Origin of the sequence: Marivibrio halodurans (assembly GCF_017963645.1) — a bacterium.
Lineage (GTDB): Bacteria > Pseudomonadota > Alphaproteobacteria > UBA8366 > Aestuariispiraceae > Marivibrio > Marivibrio halodurans.
The window spans coordinates 300,429-317,361 of the sequence record NZ_JAGMWN010000003.1 but is presented as its reverse complement, the minus strand read 5'-3'; the positions used below and the strand labels follow the sequence as shown (position 1 = coordinate 317,361).

At 64.7% G+C, this 16,933-nt stretch carries 15 protein-coding genes; 3 read left to right on the top strand and 12 right to left on the bottom strand.

Annotated features, from left to right (window positions below; translation table 11 throughout):
- Positions 1-3 precede the first annotated feature (3 nt).
- The 6 genes from KAJ83_RS08270 to ectA form a co-directional block, all read right to left on the bottom strand.
- Positions 4-456 carry a globin gene (locus KAJ83_RS08270; protein WP_210681570.1) on the bottom strand — a complete coding sequence of 151 codons (453 nt, stop codon included), beginning with the start codon at positions 454-456 and terminating at the stop codon, positions 4-6.
- A gap of 83 nt (positions 457-539) precedes the next feature.
- A complete protein-coding gene (locus KAJ83_RS08265; protein ID WP_210681569.1) occupies positions 540-1,337 on the bottom strand; it encodes a substrate-binding periplasmic protein in 798 nt (265 codons plus the stop codon).
- Between the two features lie 213 nt (positions 1,338-1,550).
- Positions 1,551-3,143: an aspartate kinase gene (locus KAJ83_RS08260; RefSeq protein WP_210681568.1), complete on the bottom strand. Its 1,593-nt coding sequence runs from the start codon at positions 3,141-3,143 to the stop codon at positions 1,551-1,553.
- A gap of 93 nt (positions 3,144-3,236) precedes the next feature.
- Positions 3,237-3,641, bottom strand: a complete 405-nt coding sequence (locus KAJ83_RS08255) for an ectoine synthase (RefSeq protein ID WP_210681567.1) — start codon at positions 3,639-3,641, stop codon at positions 3,237-3,239.
- A gap of 149 nt (positions 3,642-3,790) precedes the next feature.
- Positions 3,791-5,101 carry a diaminobutyrate--2-oxoglutarate transaminase gene (ectB, locus tag KAJ83_RS08250; RefSeq protein WP_210681566.1) on the bottom strand — a complete coding sequence of 437 codons (1,311 nt, stop codon included), beginning with the start codon at positions 5,099-5,101 and terminating at the stop codon, positions 3,791-3,793.
- A gap of 172 nt (positions 5,102-5,273) precedes the next feature.
- Complete coding sequence (gene ectA / locus KAJ83_RS08245; protein ID WP_210681565.1) at positions 5,274-5,903, bottom strand: diaminobutyrate acetyltransferase; 630 nt, start codon at positions 5,901-5,903, stop codon at positions 5,274-5,276.
- 306 nt (positions 5,904-6,209) lie between these two features.
- Here ectA and KAJ83_RS08240 point away from each other — a divergent pair, with 306 nt between their 5' ends.
- The gene (locus KAJ83_RS08240; RefSeq protein ID WP_246484357.1) at positions 6,210-6,788 is read left to right on the top strand and encodes a MarR family winged helix-turn-helix transcriptional regulator; all 579 of its coding nucleotides are present in this window, start codon (positions 6,210-6,212) and stop codon (positions 6,786-6,788) included.
- Positions 6,789-6,823: 35 nt separating this feature from the next.
- On the opposite strand, the gene KAJ83_RS08235 is transcribed toward KAJ83_RS08240, so the two are convergent.
- From KAJ83_RS08235 to KAJ83_RS08220, 4 genes are all read right to left on the bottom strand, one after another.
- Complete coding sequence (locus KAJ83_RS08235; RefSeq protein ID WP_210681564.1) at positions 6,824-8,182, bottom strand: ABC transporter permease; 1,359 nt, start codon at positions 8,180-8,182, stop codon at positions 6,824-6,826.
- Positions 8,179-9,108: an ABC transporter permease gene (locus tag KAJ83_RS08230; protein WP_246484355.1), complete on the bottom strand. Its 930-nt coding sequence runs from the start codon at positions 9,106-9,108 to the stop codon at positions 8,179-8,181. The genes KAJ83_RS08235 and KAJ83_RS08230 overlap by 4 nt, the downstream gene beginning before the upstream one ends.
- A 35-nt stretch (positions 9,109-9,143) precedes the next feature.
- Positions 9,144-10,247 carry an ABC transporter ATP-binding protein gene (locus tag KAJ83_RS08225; protein WP_210681563.1) on the bottom strand — a complete coding sequence of 368 codons (1,104 nt, stop codon included), beginning with the start codon at positions 10,245-10,247 and terminating at the stop codon, positions 9,144-9,146.
- Positions 10,248-10,402: 155 nt separating this feature from the next.
- On the bottom strand, positions 10,403-11,581 hold the full coding sequence (locus tag KAJ83_RS08220) for an ABC transporter substrate-binding protein (RefSeq protein WP_210681562.1): 1,179 nt from the start codon (positions 11,579-11,581) through the stop codon (positions 10,403-10,405).
- Positions 11,582-12,139: 558 nt separating this feature from the next.
- On the opposite strand from KAJ83_RS08220, the gene xsc reads away from it, so the two are divergent.
- Positions 12,140-13,918, top strand: a complete 1,779-nt coding sequence (gene xsc, locus KAJ83_RS08215) for a sulfoacetaldehyde acetyltransferase (RefSeq protein WP_210681561.1) — start codon at positions 12,140-12,142, stop codon at positions 13,916-13,918.
- Between the two features lie 151 nt (positions 13,919-14,069).
- Here xsc and trmFO read toward each other — a convergent pair whose 3' ends face one another.
- Positions 14,070-15,437 carry a methylenetetrahydrofolate--tRNA-(uracil(54)-C(5))-methyltransferase (FADH(2)-oxidizing) TrmFO gene (gene trmFO / locus KAJ83_RS08210; RefSeq protein WP_210681560.1) on the bottom strand — a complete coding sequence of 456 codons (1,368 nt, stop codon included), beginning with the start codon at positions 15,435-15,437 and terminating at the stop codon, positions 14,070-14,072.
- Positions 15,438-15,603: 166 nt separating this feature from the next.
- Between trmFO and KAJ83_RS08205 the strand changes: the two genes are divergently transcribed.
- A complete protein-coding gene (locus KAJ83_RS08205) occupies positions 15,604-16,371 on the top strand; it encodes an SDR family oxidoreductase (protein ID WP_210681559.1) in 768 nt (255 codons plus the stop codon).
- Here KAJ83_RS08205 and KAJ83_RS08200 read toward each other — a convergent pair.
- Entirely contained in the window at positions 16,368-16,901 is a 534-nt protein-coding gene (locus KAJ83_RS08200) for a GNAT family N-acetyltransferase (RefSeq protein ID WP_210681558.1), read from the bottom strand. The two genes, KAJ83_RS08205 and KAJ83_RS08200, sit on opposite strands and share 4 nt — an antisense overlap.
- Positions 16,902-16,933 lie beyond the last annotated feature (32 nt).

The following is a 16,933-nucleotide window of genomic DNA, read 5'->3' as shown; positions in this document are numbered from 1 at the left end:
GGATCAGTCGTTGGCGTCTGGCGTCAGGGGGGTGTCGAGCATATCGGCGATGAGCCTGTCATAGATCGTGCCAAGGATCTCCGGATCGATTTCCGCATCATCCGCGAAGACGGTCGAAAAGGCTTCGATCAAGGCCGCGCGGCCACCCTTCATGTGGAGGGACAATATCCCCCGTTCATTATGGTGACGGCCGAGATGGCGTAGCGAGGGGCGGAGCTTCTCCCCGCGTTGCCCGAGGTTAAAGGCGATGTCGATCAACGTCCGGAACATCCGGCATTGACGGTGCTCGTCGATGAACAAGCCCTGCGCGCCGGGTATGTCGTGGAACAGGCGATCGTAGAAAATGGTTTGGCATCGCGCGAGCCAGTCCGCGCGCGTCGGATTCCCCGACGATGCGCGGTGATGGGCGACGGGTCGCTGGATGTCGTGGGGCACGGGGCATTGTGTCGGGCGCATGGATGCTTCTCTCGCATGGTGACCGGCGACGCGCTCTTACCGTCACGCCGCGGAACCGATCCATAGCGCCTAAATCTAAAGAACTAATTACCGGCGCCCGTCTGCCGGGTGTAGTAAGCCTTGATCAGGGCGTAGAGTTCGCCGCTGTCCTGTAGCTTCTTGAGAGAGGCGTCGAACGCCCGTACCCAGGCGGCGGCCTGCGGATGGCGTCGGGTGAACATGAGATGGTTGCTGTTGCTGTCGGTGGAGAAACGGCGGCTCTTGATCCAGGGGCGGGCCTCCACATCCTCGGCCAGTTGCTCGCCCACGCGGCGGTCGGCGGAAACGATATCGACGTCGCCGTCATGCAGTTTCTGGAAACAGGCCCGCATCGAGACCGCGCGGATACGATCGATCTGTCCGGACATCACCATGGGCTCTATATAGCCGTCGAGCGCCCATCCTTCGGGGATGCACAGAGTCTTTCCCGTGAGGTCGCCCATCTCGATGATCCGCAGGTTGCGTTCCACGTTCCAGAAGATCGTCGGGCGCACCTCGAACAGGGCCGAGGTGAACAGGAAATCCTTCTTGCGCTCGGCGGAAAGGATATAGGGAAAGGTCGCGATATAGCGGCCTTCCCGGCTGTCGGCATAGCCTTTCTCCCATGCCTCGAACACGAACTTGGCCTCGAAGCCGAGATCGGCGAAGACGCGCTGGACGATCTGGGTCGCCAATCCGCCGCCGGGTAGGGATTCATCCGTATAGGGAAAATAATTGTTTCCGGTGACGATCGTGACCGTCTTTGGCTCGTTTGCCAGCGCCGGATGCCCGGCGAGTGTGAGCAGGAACAGGGCGGGAAGAAGTACATGACGACCGAAGTGAAAATAACGGCCCATGGTCATGGTCCGGTGCTCCCAAAATGCCCCCCCAAATGTCCCCTTAGGTCATGTTATCCATTTCTTTATGGAGCGTAATAGAAAATCGCTGGAACGCCGGTTCACTTTTTCGCGGGCGGAAAAGAACGCCCGACGAATCGGCTGGATTCGTCGGGCGCTCGAGGGGCCCCGCCGAGAGAGCGGGAAGACGACGGGGCCCCCGATCTTGATGGTGTCGGCCTAGGCCGCGACCAAGGTACCATTCTTCGTTGAGGCGTCGGCCTCGACCAGCGTCTTATGCAGGACGCGGACGCCCTCGGCATAGGACCCTTCCGGCAGCACGAACTGCAGATCGACACCGCGTCCTTGGGCGTGCGCGGCCATCAGCTCGATCCCGGCCTCGTCCAGCGCCCGCACCGCGCGTGCCAGGAGCGACTGCTCGCGCAGATTGGCGCCGATCACCGAGACGAAGGCGATCTTGCGCGTGCGCACCGAGGCGTCCGGGTGGTGGCGCTGCAGCGTCTCGACGATGCGGCGTACCGTCTTCATCGGCTGGGCGATGTAGTAGGCCTGGGTGTTCGCGTTCGAGCTCTTGGCGACGATCGGCACCCGGAAGCGTCGGAAGATGCCGCTGACGGCCTCGTCGGACCCGGCCACGCCGACCATGTCCTGATCGACGATTTCGATCTCGGTGGCGGTCTCCAGGCCGGTGACGATCTCGACCTGGGCCTTTTCCGGCTCCCAGTCATCCTCGATCACCGTGCCCGGGTGGTCGGGCTCGAAGGTGTTGACGATGCGCAGCGGAATGCCGTTCTGGCGCAGTCCCTTGGCGGCGCGGGGGTGGATCGCCTCCATGCCCATGTTGGAAAGCTGATCCGCCACGTCGTAATTCGTCTTGCCGATCGGGAACACATTGTCCGCGCCGACGATCTTCGGATCGCCGCTGGAAAGGTGGTATTCCTTGTGGATCAGCGCTTCCTTCGCGCCGGTCAGGCAGGCAATGCGGGAGAAAGTGACTTCCGAATAGCCCCGGCCATAGATGCCCATCAGCCCGTCGCTGCCGCCGTCGCCCACCTGGGCATAGCCGGTAACGATGGGAAGCTGGCGCTCAAGATCGATGTCATCGAAGGCGCTGCGGATGCGCTCGTCGAGCGTCTTGGACTGATCGGCCTCTCGCCAGCCGGAGAGGTCGACGAACACGCCTTCAACGCCCCGGCGGCGCAGCAGCAGGGCGGTATTGTAGGCACTGTGCGACTCGCCGAGGGAACTCAGCATCTCGCGCACCGTCATCAGATGCTGCTCCAGCTTGAAATGGCCGAAGCTGCAGAGCCGGTGCAGATCCATCAGGCAACTGCGCACGCCCTCGATCCGGTCCTGGACGAACTGGTCCGCGGACTTCTGGTCGGCGGTGTCCTCGAAGATCTCCGCGTTGATCTCGACCATCCGCTTGGCGACGTTCGTCAAGGCATCGCCCCAGGCCCAGTCGTTCTCGGAGCCCGCATAGAGCTGATAGACGCCGGGCTCCCCGGTCTTCTTGTTCTCCAGCAGCAGGTCGGTGATACCGCCATAGGCGGAGACGACGAAAATCCGGTTATAGAGCGCGTCCTTCGGCCGGTCGCCGATCAACACATTGTCGAAGACGGCCTCGACCTGGCTCATCGATGTGCCGCCGATCTTGTGGACCGTGTGGCGGCCGCGCTCGGGCGTGCCGGCGCTCTCGTCGCCGTCCGCGCCCGGCTGGCGGCTCACGTCGGTTTCGGAAGCCTGCGCCTGATAGACCGGCGCGCCGCCGTCGCCTTCGGGGGTGATGTCCGGTTCGTTCTCGGGAGACATGGTCGGTTCTCCTGTCGGGGCCGTCTTCGGGACGGTCCCTTGGTCGGCCGTGCCCGCCCCCTTCCGGATCAAGGGAAGGGGACGGCGCACGGTTTACTGGGATTCGAGCGACGCCGCGTCGAGCGCGTAGGCGCCGTCCTTGTCATGCACCTCCCGGCCGTTCAGGGGCGGGTTGAAGGCGCAGGCGAGCTTCATATCCTCGGAGCCGCCGCGCAGCAGGTGCTTGTCGTTCTTGTCGAGGATATAGACCGTGCCCGGCTCGATCTTATAGACCTTGCCGTCCGCGACCGTCTCGATCTCGCCGTCGCCGGAGATGCAGAACACCGTTTCCAGGTGGTTCTTGTAGTGGATCGGCGTTTCCGTGCCGGCGAAGATCGTCGTCAGATGGAAGCTGAAGCCCATCCCGTCATCGGCGAGCGACAGGCGCGCGCTCGTCCAATTGTCGGTCTTCACCATGCGCTCGCTGTTCTCGACGTCCTTGAGCTGACGGACAATCATGTCGGGTCTCCTTGCATATTCTTGATGTTGGGGAGAGAGGGGAGGGGAGGCGCCCGCATGGCGCGGACGGCCTCCACATTCCCCCAGGTTTCGTGGCCCCGGCTTCGATGATGAGGGCGCCGTGGCAAGCGCGCCGGGCCTTGGATCGCTTACTCGGCCGCCTTGGCGGACGCCTTGCCGCCGCGCACGGCCGCGATCGAGTCCTCCAGGATATCCAGGCCGCGGTTCAGATCCTCCTCGGAGATCGTCAGCGCGCACAGCACCTTGACGACCTCGTCATTGCCGCCGCTCGTCTCGATGATGAGACCGCGCTCGAACGCCTCGGCGGTGACCTTATCGGCCTCTTCGCCGTCGGGGAAGACGATACCCTGCATCATGCCCCGGCCGCGCAGGCTCAGATCGCCGTCGCGGGCGAAGCGCTCGACCATCCCCTCGAAGCGCTGGCGGAGAATCTTGCCCTTCGCCTTGACGGATTTCGAGAAGCTGTCGTCCTTCCAGAACTTCTCCAGCGCGACCGCGCCGGTCACGAAGGCGTGGTTATTGCCCCGGAAGGTGCCGTTGTGCTGGGCCGGCTTGAAGATATCCAGCTCGGCCTTCACCAGCGTCAGCGCCATCGGCAGGCCGAAACCGGAGATCGACTTCGCCTGGGTCACCAGGTCCGGCTCGATGCCGGCTTCCTCGAAGGCGAAGTAATCGCCCGAGCGGCCGCAACCCGCCTGGATGTCGTCGGCGATGATCAGCACGCCGTGCTTGCGGCAGACCTTCTCCAGCTTGCGCAGCCATTCGGCGCTCGCCGCGCGCAGGCCACCCTCGCCCTGGATGCATTCGACGATGACGGCGGCCGGCATGTCGACGCCGCTGGACGGATCGCTCAGCATCCGGTCCAGGAACTCGGTCGTATCGACGCCCTCGCCGTAATAGCCGTCGAAGGGCGCGATCGCGTTGTTGCCGAGCGTGACACCACCGGCGCCCGCGCGCTTGCCGCGATTGCAGGTGACGGCCAGCGCCCCCAGCGTCATGCCGTGGAAGCTGTTCGAAAAGTTGACGATCGTCTTCCGGCCGGTCGAAAGCCGGGCCAGCTTCATCGCCGCCTCGACCGCGTTGGCGCCGGTCGGGCCGGTGAACATCACGCGATAGTCGAGGTCGCGCGGCTTCAGGATGTACTGCTCGAAGGCCTTCAGGAAGGCTTCCTTCGCGCCGGTATACATGTCGAGGCCGTGGGCGATGTTGCTTCCGCCGATATAGTCGATCAGCGCGGCCTTCATGTCCGGGTCGTTATGCCCGTAATTCAGGCTGCCGCAGCCGGCCAGGAAATCGAGGTACTTGTTGCCCTCGCGGTCATGGATCCAGGAGCCCTCGGCCTTGGCGAAGGTCACCGGAAAGGAGCGGCAGTAGCTGCGCACGCTCGATTCGCGGCGTTCGAAGATATCGTCGGGTTTCGCGGTCATCTCGTTGGTCATGATCTCGTTCACGCCTTTCCGACAGGTAGCCCGGCGCGGGACGCATGACGCCCTGGGACGCGCATCGGGCACGCGGTTCTTGGGGGCTTGCCGCGCGCGGCCTGTCATCCGCGCGCGAGCCCCTTGGTTCGGAATATCCCCGATTGGGGAGGAGGGGGCGCGCCCCGGCGGATCAGGCCGCCGTCCGCGCGTCCAAATCCAACTCCTCGGCTAGTTCGGGCAGCAGTTCCTGCATGTCGAACGGGCCGATGCGCCAGAGAATCTCGCTCGGCTTGTCGCCGTCGAAATGCTGTTCCTCGCAGAACATCACCTTGCGGCGCACGCCGGTCTCGAGCGTTCGCGCGACGGAGGAGAAAAGCTTCTGGCTCGGGGCGTTGTCCGGAGTGATGGTCGTATGAAGCTCCGTCACACCCGTCAGGCTGTTTCGGCTCAGGATGTCCAGGATCATGCGTTTCGCGAGCGATAGGCCCCGGGCCTCCTCGGCGACGGCCACCTGCCAGACGAAGAAATGCTCCGGCTTTTCCGGAACGACATAGCCGGAAACGAACCCGACGAGCTCGCCGTCCAATTCCGCCACCACGCAGGTGTCGGCGAAGTGCGAGCATTGCAGGAGATTGCAGTAGACGGAGTTCTCGTCCAGCGGCTCGCACTTGGCGATCAGCGCGTTGACGCCCGCCCCATCCTCCGTGCGCGGCTTGCGCAGGGTCAATCGCTCCAGGCGGCGCGCCCGCTCGTCCTGCCTGGACGGCGTCGGCGACGTGCCGGCCTTTGCCTCGTTCGGAAAGTTCAATGTGCCTTCCATGGTTCCCGCTCTTTTCTCTCGGGCGTTTCCTGCCTGCGGACCGCTCTGTCCGGGCGGGCGCGCCCATTTCAATCAACATCCGATGCGTTGACTGGAAAAATATATAGGCAAACGATATATATTCGTCAAGCGAACCAACCTTAATCCAAGGAAATCATGAAAAATCTGGACATTGATGATCATTAATGTAATAAAATTACATCAATATTGATGAGATAAATCTTTTATTCATCTGATGAAAGAAGCGCCCGATTCGGTTCGGGATATGGTGCGCGGACTGGATCGGACCGAAAGGCGGGGGTAGAAATGACGGATACAAGACGGGCGAAACCGTCGGGCGGCGCGAACATGGATGCGGCCCCGGCCAGCACACGGTGGGACACGGGTTTGGACAAGCTGAATGATGCCCTGATCGCGATCCGCCGGGTGTTGCGGGCGACGGACAGCCATGCCAAGGCGTTGGGCCGGGCGACGAATCTGACGACGTCGCAATTGCTGGTCCTCCAGTCGATTGCGGACAGCGGCGAGATGACGGTGGGAGAGATCGCGGCGGAAGTGAAGCTCGCCCAGGCCTCCGTCACCACGATCGTTGATCGCCTGCAACAGGACGGTCTGGTTCGCCGCACACGCGGCGACACCGACAAGCGCAAGGTTTATGTCAGCGTGACGGAGGAGGGGTTCGCTCTGCTCAAGCGCGCGCCCATGGCGCTGCATGATCAGTTCTCGGCACGCTTCGCCACGCTGGAGGATTGGGAGCAGACGATGATCGTCGCCGTCCTGCAACGGGTCGCCAACATGATGGGCGCCGAGAAGATCGATGCCGCGCCGTTGCTCGACGCCGAGTTGATCAATCAGCAAGAGGAGACCGACCGCCGCCGGCATTGACGGTCGTCACCGCCGGCGGGGAAGAAGACCGCTGGTCAGTTTCCTTCTTCCGATTGCAGGTTCCCCGGGTCGAAGATGGATTGGTAATCCTTTCCATCGTTGGAGGACTGGCCGTCGCTGGTGGCGGGGGCCTCCGGAGCCTGCTCGGCGTCGCTGCCTTCCTCTCCGTCGCCCTGCAGATTGCCGGGGTCGAAGATGGACTGGTAGTCGCCGCTGCGCGGGGCTTTCTCGCCCTGTTCCTGCTGCTGACGCTCCTGCATCAATTGACGCTGCTTCTCCAGGAGTTCCTGCTGGCGCTCAAGTTTCTCCTGCCGGATTTCCTCCTTGCAGGCGGTGGCGGCATAGACATCGTCGGTCAGCATCAGCTTCGCGATGCCCGCGACCGCGATGAGCGCCAGCACGATCGCCAGATGATGCGCCTGAAGGGTGAACCCCTTGCCGGAGGCCGCCGGCAGTTCGGCGCGGATTTCCGCGGCGCTCCTCGCCGGGCCGTCCTCGCCGCCCTCGCCTTGCGCGACTTCCTGCATCTCCAGCCGTTCGGCGGCGCGGGCGCGGGCCTCGATCTCCCGCGCCTCCTTCTGCTCGCGGCGGCGCAGCACTTCGTAGACGAAGGCCGCGACCAGCGTCAGCGAGACGATCAGCACCGCCAGCGCGCTGATCGAGGGGTCGATGCCGTAGCGCACCTTGCTCGCCAGCACGGTGGTCAGCGTCTTGTCCTGCAGGATCGTGAAGACGGTGGTGTTGTAGTTCTCGAAGCTGGCCAGGAAGGCCAGCACGGCGGCCGAGCCGATCGCCGGCTTGAGGAAGGGGAGCAGGACCTTCCGGAAGGCCTGAGGCTTGGTCGCGCCGAGGTCGAGGGCCGCTTCCTCCTGCGCCGGATCGAAGCGTTGCAGGCGTGCGACGAAGACCAGCATCGTGAAGGCCGAGATGAAGGTCGACTGGCCGAGGATCGTCATGAAAATTCCCTCATAGAGGAAATTATCCTCCCCCGGCACGCCGATCATCTCGCCCATGCGGCGCCAGAAGATGATGGTCGAGATGCCGAGCACGACCCCCGGCACAAGGATCGGCGAGATCATCAGCGTATAGAAGCCGGAACGCGCCCGCCGCCCGAGCTGCGTCAGCAGCAGCGCGCCCGCCAGGCCGATCGGAACGGCCAACGCGATGACGCCCGCGCCGATCACCAGGCTGTTCTGGAAGCCTTCCACCAGGAAGCGGTCCTGGCGCAGTTCCGGGAACCATTCCAGCGTGAAGCAATCCCATGGGCTGACACGCGGAAAATCGGAACTGTTGAAGGCCGTGATGCTCATGATGATGAGCGGGCCGAACAGATAGCCGAAGAAAAGGACGATATAGAAGCCGATCATCAGCTTCATCATGTGATGGGATTTCATCGGCCGATCTCTCCCACCCGGATCTTGAAGACGCGCATCATGAACAGCACGAAGGCGACGCACGCGATCAGCAACGCGATCGCATAGGCGCTGCCCCGTGGCCAGTTACCGCCGGTGTTGAACCATTGCACGATCAATTGCGTGAACCACAGGCTGGACGGCCCGCCCAGGATCTGGGGCGCCGCCAGCGCGCCGGCCGTCAGCATGAAGACCATGGTGCAGCCGGACGCGATGCCGGGCTTGGCGAAGGGGATGACGATGCGCCAATGGATGCGCAGCCAGCCCGAGCCCATGTCCCGCGCGGCCTCTACCTGATTGCGGTCCAGGCTCTCCACGGCGTTATAGATCGGGAAGATCATCAGCAGGATGTAGGCGTAGCTGAGCCCGGTATAGAGCGCGACATCCTCGCGGATGAAGTCGATCGGCTGATCGATCAGGCCGAGATAGACGAGGAAATTGTTGATCACGCCGCTGGCCCCGAAAATGATTCGGAAGGCGAAGGCGCGCAGGATTTCATTCACCCAATAGGGGATGATGAGCGAGAGGATCAGCAGCCGCCCCGTCGCCCCCTTCGCCGTGTGGGCAAGGTAATAGGCGATCGGATAACACAGCGCGAGGTCGATCAGCGTGACGAAGACCGCCGCGATGATCGTCTGCAGAAAGACCGAAAGGTCGATCCAGTTATAGTCGGCGGCGCTGCCGGCGCTGCCGTAGATCAGGTATTTGTAGTTGGAGAGCGTGTAGACGTCCTTCGGGCCGCCGATTTCCGCCGGGGGCAGATTGTAGCGGAACGAGAAGTCCAGCATGAAAAGCTGGGGCAGGACGATCATCAAGACGATCCAGAGCGTCACCGCGCCCAGGATATAGAGACCCACGAGAAGACCGTTCTTCTCCATGAAGCCTGTCATCCAGCGCTTGAGACTCATGCCATTCTCGCCCCTCTAGACCCTGTGGAGACGGCTTACTCGGTCGCGAGCGGGCCGATCGGCAAGACCACGCCGCGCGCGGGCTCGAACCGGACGCTTTGCTCGGCGCCCTTGAGATTGCTGCTATGGCTGCCGTCATTGGTCAGCGACATGCGCACATAATCATCCTCGCCGGCGGCGAGGATCAGGTGGTGAAAGCTACCCTCGAACTCGTCCTCGCGCACCGTGGCCTTGATCGTGTTGACGGCGTCCGCATTGGCGGCATCGGCGAACTTGAAGCTCTCCGGCCGGACGAAGAGATAGGCTTCGTCCCCCTCGCGCACCGGGTTGTCGGGATTGAACCGGCCCACCAATTGGCCCTGCCGCCCTTCCAGCTTCACTTCATCGCCGGATATTTGCGTGACACGGCCGCGGAAGGCGTTGTTCTCGCCCACGAAGCTGGCCACGAAGGCGCTGTCGGGGCGGTCGTAGATGTCGGCGCCCTTGCCGACCTGTTCGACCACGCCGGCGCTCATGACCGCGATGCGGTCGGACATGGTCAGCGCCTCGCCCTGGTCGTGGGTGATATAGATGAAAGTGATGCCGACGCGCTGCTGGATGGCGCGCAGTTCGGTCCGCATATGTTGGCGCAGCTTGAGGTCGAGGGCCGAGAGCGGCTCGTCGAGCAGTAGCACCTTCGGCTCCACGGCCAGCGCGCGGGCGATCGCCACGCGCTGTCGTTGGCCGCCCGAAAGTTCGCTCACCATCTTGTCGCCTTGGCCGGGCAGCGCGATCAGGTCGAGCAGTTCCTCCGCGCGGTCGCGCCGTTCCCGTTTGCCGACGCCGCGCACCTCGAGCCCGAAGGCGATGTTCTCCCACACCGTCATAAGCGGGAAGAGCGCCAGATTCTGGAAGATCAGCGCGGTGGGGCGCACATTCGGCCCGATACCGGCCATGTCGTTGCCGTGAATGCGCACATGGCCATCCGTCGGCTCCAGGAAGCCGGAGACCGCGCGCAGCAGGGTCGTCTTGCCGCAGCCGGAGGGGCCGAGGAAGCTGAAGAATTCCCCGTCGCCGATATCGATATTCACATCCCGGACGGCGACGAAATCACCGAACTTGATGGTGACGGAATCCAATTCCACCGCGGCTTGGCTCATACGCCGCCTCCGACTATGCAGGGGAAGGGCGCGCGTTTCGCGCGCCGGGATGCCTCCGACCGGGATCCGGACGCCTCCCCCCAGAGGCGTTCGTCCGGATCCCGGCCGTCGGCTATCGAGTAAAGTGCATCAGACGTGTGTTCGGGATCGCCCGGTCACGCGTTGACGAACTTGTTCCGGTACTCGGTACGGACCTCCGCGTACCAGACCGGCTCCTTCGGCCAAGGCCAGAGGTTGTTGAGCGCGTCGCCCGGATAGGCCTCGGCGAAGTTCTTCTTGTAGCTATCGCCGGCATGCTTGTCGGCGCCCAGGACGGCGGAGTTGTAGCCGTGGTGGTCGATCGCCTCGCCGGCCGGCTTCGGCTGGTAGGCGAACTCCAGGAAGGTATAGATCGCATCCACGTTCTGCGCCCCGACCGGCATGGACATGCCGTCGACCCAGGCCAGCGCGCCTTCCTTCGGCGCCTGATAGGTGACCGGCTCGCCCTCGGTCTTCATGGCGAGCGGCGGGCCGTCCCAGGTCTGGCCGACGGTCACGCCTTCGTTGAGAAGCGCGTTCTTCTGCGTGTCGGCGTCGTTCCAGAAGAGCTTGATGTTCTCCTTCCGGTCGATGCAGAACTTGGTGACCTGGTCCCAGATCGGGCGCATGGCCTCCTCGCTCTCATAGGCCTTGCGCATCGAACCCGGGGCAAGCTCGCCCGCGCCTTCGAGGTAAAGGCCGGCACCCAGCATCATCGAGTGCGGGCGGCCCATGGTCTTGCCGGCGTTCGCCGGATCCCAGACCGCGCCGTAGCTCGGAACGCCTTCCGGCGGGGTGTAGAGGTCGATGCGCCAGCCGATCGCCTCGGTGCCCCAGATATGCGGCAGCCAGTGCGAACCCTTGCCGTCGAAGTTCCACTCCGTGTCGCCGACCTTCAGCATGGCCGGGTTGACGTTCTCCAGGTTCGGGATACGGCCGTAGTCGAAAGGTTGCAGCAGTTCCAGCGGCTCCCACTGCAGGGAGCGCATGTTGGTCGGGCTGACGATGTCGAAGCCCTGGCCCTGCGTCGCCTTCATCTTGTTGATGATTTCCTCGTTGGAGCCGATGCCGGTGTAGTTGACCGTGATGCCGGTGGCGTCCGTGAAGGCCTTGATGAAGGGTTCCGGCAGATAGTCCGACCACATCAGGATGTTGATCTCGCCGGAGGAGGAGAAGGCGTCGCGCACGAAGGCGGGCGCGGCCGCGACGGCGATGCCGGTGACCGCCGCGCTCTTCAGCAGTTGCCGGCGGGTGAAGCCGCGCAGCGCTTTTTGCGTGGCGCGCGAGGATTTCTGGCTCGTGGTGTCTTTCTTCATGGTGCTTTCGTCTCCCAAGTGAACCGATGACCCTAGACGTCGCGGCGGGATCCGGCCCTTGGCCGGAGCGCCCCTCCGCGCTTTATATTCGTTCGACGTCCGGCCGAGTGCTTCTGTGAACGGTCGCCGCCGTTCGGGCCCCATGCCGTTGGACGCCGCGTTGCCGTGGCGTCCGGTTTCCTCGACGGTCGGGTTGTCGGAAAGTATCCCGAAGCGCGATGAGCGCTCCCGTCCCCTCTCGACGGCCCGGGCCGTCGTCATGCCGCAGCGCGGTAAGCGCATAACCCGCAACAAAATTTCGAAGCGGGCGAACGCGACAATACGTCTCGAAAGGGTCACCGACAATTGCCGCGCTTGGCTAGGGCCAGATGGTGTCCATGGATGGGGCCAGATGGTGCATGGGGGGGAGGAGCATGGCAACTGGCCCAGACGGTGGACCAGCGGTTCGGGGCGATCTGGCTCTAGTGGCCGCCGGTCCATCTGCCCGATATCCTGTGCCGCCGGAAGACGGCCAATTCGGGCCCACGGCCCCTAATCGCGGAACAGGAGGAACGCACCATGAGGATGACCACCGAGGAGGCCTTCGTTAAGGTGCTTCAGCGCCACGGGATCGAGCATGCCTTCGGCATCATCGGCTCGGCCATGATGCCGATATCCGATCTGTTTCCCCGGGCCGGTATCACCTTCTGGGATTGCGCGCACGAATGTAACGCCGGGATGATCGCCGACGGCTATAGCCGCGCGACCGGCAAGATGGCCATGGCCGTCGCCCAGAACGGTCCCGGCATCACCAATTTCGTCACCCCGGTCAAGACGGCCTACTGGAACCATACGCCGATGCTGTTGGTCACGCCGCAGGCGGCCAACAAGACCATCGGCCAGGGCGGTTTTCAGGAAATCGAGCAGATGGCGCTGTTCGAGGACATGGTCTGCTATCAGGAGGAGGTGCGTGACCCCAGCCGCATCGCGGAGGTGCTGAACCGCGTGATCGAAAAGGCGTGGCGCGGTTCCGCCCCGGCCCAGATCAACGTGCCGCGCGACTTCTGGACCCAGGTGGTGGATATCGATCTGCCGCAGGTGGTGGAGATCGAACGCCCCTCCGGCGGCGAGAAGGCGATCGCGGAGGCGGCGAAGCTGCTGTCCGGGGCTTCGTTCCCCGTGATCCTGAACGGCGCGGGCGTCGTTCTGGCGAACGGCATCGACGCGTCGCGCGCCCTGGCGGAACGGCTGGACGCGCCGGTTTGCTGCGGCTATCAGCACAACGACGCCTTCCCCGGTTCGCATCCGCTCTCGGTCGGGCCGCTCGGCTATAACGGCTCGAAGGCGGCGATGGAACTGATCGCCCAGGCGGATGTGGTGCTCGCGCTCGGCACGCGACTCAATCCCTTCTCGACCTTGCCCTGCTACGGCATCGATTATTGGCCGAAGGACGCGAAGGTCATCCAGGTCGATATCAACGCCGACCGGATCGGTCTGACCAAGAAGGTATCCGTCGCCATCCAGGGCGATGCCCGTCAGGTGGCGGAGCGTCTTCTGGACGGTCTCGACGCCTCCGCCGGGGATAGCGGCCGGCAGGCACGGCGCGATTTGGTGGCGGAGACCCGTTCGCGCTGGCTGCAGGCTCTGTCCTCCATGGATCACGAGGACGACGATCCGGGGACGAGCTGGAACCAGCGCGCCCGCGACCGCGAGCCGGAGCGCATGTCGCCGCGCATGGCCTGGCGCGCGATCCAGGCGGCCCTCCCGCGCGAGGCGATCATCTCCTCCGACATCGGCAACAACTGCGCGATCGGCAATGCCTATCCGGTGTTCGAGGAAGGGCGGAAATATCTGGCCCCCGGCCTGTTCGGTCCCTGCGGCTATGGCTTCCCGGCGATCTGCGGCGCCAAGATCGGCTGTCCCGACGTGCCGGTGGTCGGTTTCGCGGGCGACGGCGCCTTCGGTATTTCCATGAACGAGATGACCGCCGTCGGCCGCGATCCCTGGCCGCCGGTCACCATGGTGATCTTCCGGAACTATCAGTGGGGCGCGGAGAAGCGGAACACCACGCTTTGGTTCGACGATAATTTCGTCGGCACGGAACTCGATCTCGACGTGAGCTATGCCGGGATCGCCGATGCCTGCGGCCATAAGGGCGTGCAGGTCACCACGATGGACGAGCTGACCAAGGCGCTCGATGCCGCGATCAAGGCGCAGATGACCGACAAGGTCACCACCTTCATCGAGGTTATCCTGAACCAGGAATTGGGCGAACCCTTCCGCCGCGACGCGATGAAGAAGCCCAACGTCGTCGCCGGCATCGACCCCGCCGACATGCGTCCGCAGCGGGGCGCGTAGGCGGTCCATCCGGCGCCTGTCTGGCCGGACGGTTGGTATCTATTCATTTCCCGGCGATGGCCGGTCTCCGTGCCGCTCACTATGGCGGCACGGAGACCGGCTTTCGCATATGTGCCCGGGCGATGGTCCGGGCGGCGCGTTACTCCGCCCGTTACTCCGCCGCCGCCGCGGGGCGGCCGAGCCACCGGTCGACGGCCGTCAGCGCGCGCCGGCTCAACAGCAGCTTGCGATCGCGGCCGCGCGGGCGCTTCTTCTTGTCGGTGACGCCGATCTCCTCGGCCAGCGGCGGGAAGAGGCCGAAATTGACGTTCATCGGCTGAAACGTCTCCGCGTCGGCGCCGGTCGTGATGTGGGCGATCAGGGCGCCTAGCGCTGTCTCCTCGGGCGGGGCCGGCTGGTCGAGGCCGAGCCGCTCCGCCGCCGCGTAGCGTCCCGCGATCAGCCCGATCGCCGCGCTTTCGATATAGCCTTCCACGCCCGTCACCTGGCCCGCGAAGCGCAGGCGCGGATCGGCCTTCAGACGCAGCCGGTCGTCGAGCAGGCGCGGGCTGTTGAGGAAGGTATTGCGGTGAATGCCGCCGAGGCGCGCGAACTCCGCCTCCTGTAGCCCCGGGATCATGCGGAAGATGTCCTTCTGGGCACCGTATTTCAGCTTGGTCTGGAAACCGACGAGGTTATAGAGCGTCCCCAGCTTGTTATCCTGGCGAAGCTGCACGACCGCATGGGGGCGCTTGTCCGTATGCGGGTCGGTCAGGCCGACCGGTTTCATCGGCCCGAAGCGCAGGGTCTCGACACCGCGCTCGGCCATCACCTCGATCGGCAAGCACCCTTCGAAATAGGGGGTGTCCTTCTCCCATTCCTTGAATTCGGTCTTGTCGCCGTCGATCAGGGCCTGGATGAAGGCCTCGTACTGCGCCTTGTCCATGGCGCAGTTGATATAGTCCGTGCCGTCGCCCTTGTCGTAGCGGGATTGCCGCCAGGCGCGCGAGAAATCGATACTCTCATGATAGATGATGGGGGCGATCGCATCGAAGAAGGCGAGTTGCGTCTCCCCCGTCAACTCCAGCACCGCCTTGCTCAGCCCGGGCGAGGTGAGGGGGCCGGTGGCCACGATCACGCTTTCCCAATCGGCCGGTGGCAGGCCGGATACTTCCTCCCGGCGGATCTCGATATTGGGGTGCCCCTCGATCGCGGCGGAGACGCGTTCCGCGAAATCGTCCCGGTCGACGGCCAGCGCGCCGCCGGCCGGCACCTTCGCCCGATCGCCGCAGGCCAGGATCAGGGAGTCCGCGCGGCGCATTTCCTCGTGCAGCAGGCCGACGGCGTTGTATTCCGCGTCGTCGGAGCGGAAGGAGTTGGAGCAGACCAACTCCGCCAGCCGGTCCGTGTGATGCGCGTCCGTGCGGCGCACGGGCCGCATTTCGTGCAGCACCACATGCGCGCCCATTCCGGCCGCCTGCCAGGCGGCCTCGGAGCCGGCGAGCCCGCCGCCGACGATATGGATCGTCCGTTCGCTCATCGCCCAATCCTAACCTTCTTCAGCGTCCGTTTCGCGGGAGATATCGTCGTGCCGGGCGATTTGCAATGGCCGGCGGTTTCCACGTACCGTCGTACCGCCTATGGTGATCCCGCGCGAGGGGGGCTTTCCAAGGACAGGCCGCGACGGATAGGCAAGGAGACGGGCCATGAACGAAGGAGAGTTTTCCGGCAAGGTGGCGATCGTTACCGGCGCCAGCCGCGGGATCGGCGAGGCGACGGCGCGCCTTCTGGCCGAACGCGGGGCCTCGGTCGTCCTGCTGGCGCGTCGGACGGAGGAGATCGAACGCATCGCGGAGGAGATCGACGCGGCCGGCGGCACGGCGCTGGCCCGTGCCTGCGACGTCGCCGATTGGGCGGCGGTCGACTCGGCGGTCGCCGCGACGGAGGCTCTGTTCGGCGCCCCCGACATCCTGATCAACAATGCCGGGGTGATCGAGCCCATCGCTCCCCTGTCGGAAAGCGATCCGGCAGGGTGGGGCGCCGCCATTGATATCAATGTGAAGGGTGTCTATCATGGTATCCGCGCGGTGCTGCCGGGTATGATCGCGCGCGGGGCGGGGACGATCGTCAATGTCAGTTCCGGCGCCGCGACCAGCCCGCTGGAAGGGTGGAGCCATTACTGCGCGGGCAAGGCGGCGGTTCTGATGCTGACCCGGTCCGCCCATCTGGAGGTCGCGGAGAAGGGCGTTACCGTGGTCGGTCTCAGCCCCGGGACGGTGCGCACGGAAATGCAGGTCGCGATCAAGGCGTCCGGCATCAATCCGGTCAGTCAACTCGACCCCGATATCCATATCCCGCCGGAGGCCGCGGCGCGCGGTATCCTCCATCTCTGCGGACCGGCGGGCGCGGCCCATGCGGGCGGCGATTTCTCGCTGCGCACGGAGGAGGGCAAGCGCGCGGCCGGTCTGGCCTAAGTCTTCGCCCCCGTGCCCTTTAATCGGCGCCGGGCCCATCGGGCGCGCGGCATCTCGTAGAGGATGCGCACCCCCTCCCGGTCGGGCAGGCGGCCGAATTCGCCGAATCCCAGGTCATAGAGGAACCCGCGCGCGCGGATATTCCGGGCAAGCGGTGCGCCGATCACGGCGCGCACGCGTCCCAAGGCGAAGGCGCGCGCCAGCGCCAGCCGCATCATGCCGCGCCCGAAGCCTTGGCCCAGATCCGCCTCCGGACCGACCCAGAGATCGACCAGCCGCCGCCCGGCCCCGTGCGCGTGCCAGCGTTCCGGATCGGTCCGCATCGGATCGGCCAGGATCGCGGCCCCGATGGGGCGGCCCGACGCCTCGCCGATCAGGAGTTCCCGGGTCGTACGCGGCTCCGCCATCAGGGCGTGCCAGTCGAAGCGGTCGGCCGCCCCGAAGGCGGCGATCACATGCGGGGCATTGTCCCAGGCGCGCAGCAGGGGCAGATCGTCTGGTTTGGCCGGGCGCAGGATCATAACTGCCATTTGCATTGGGTCGGGGCCGGACGCCATAGTCA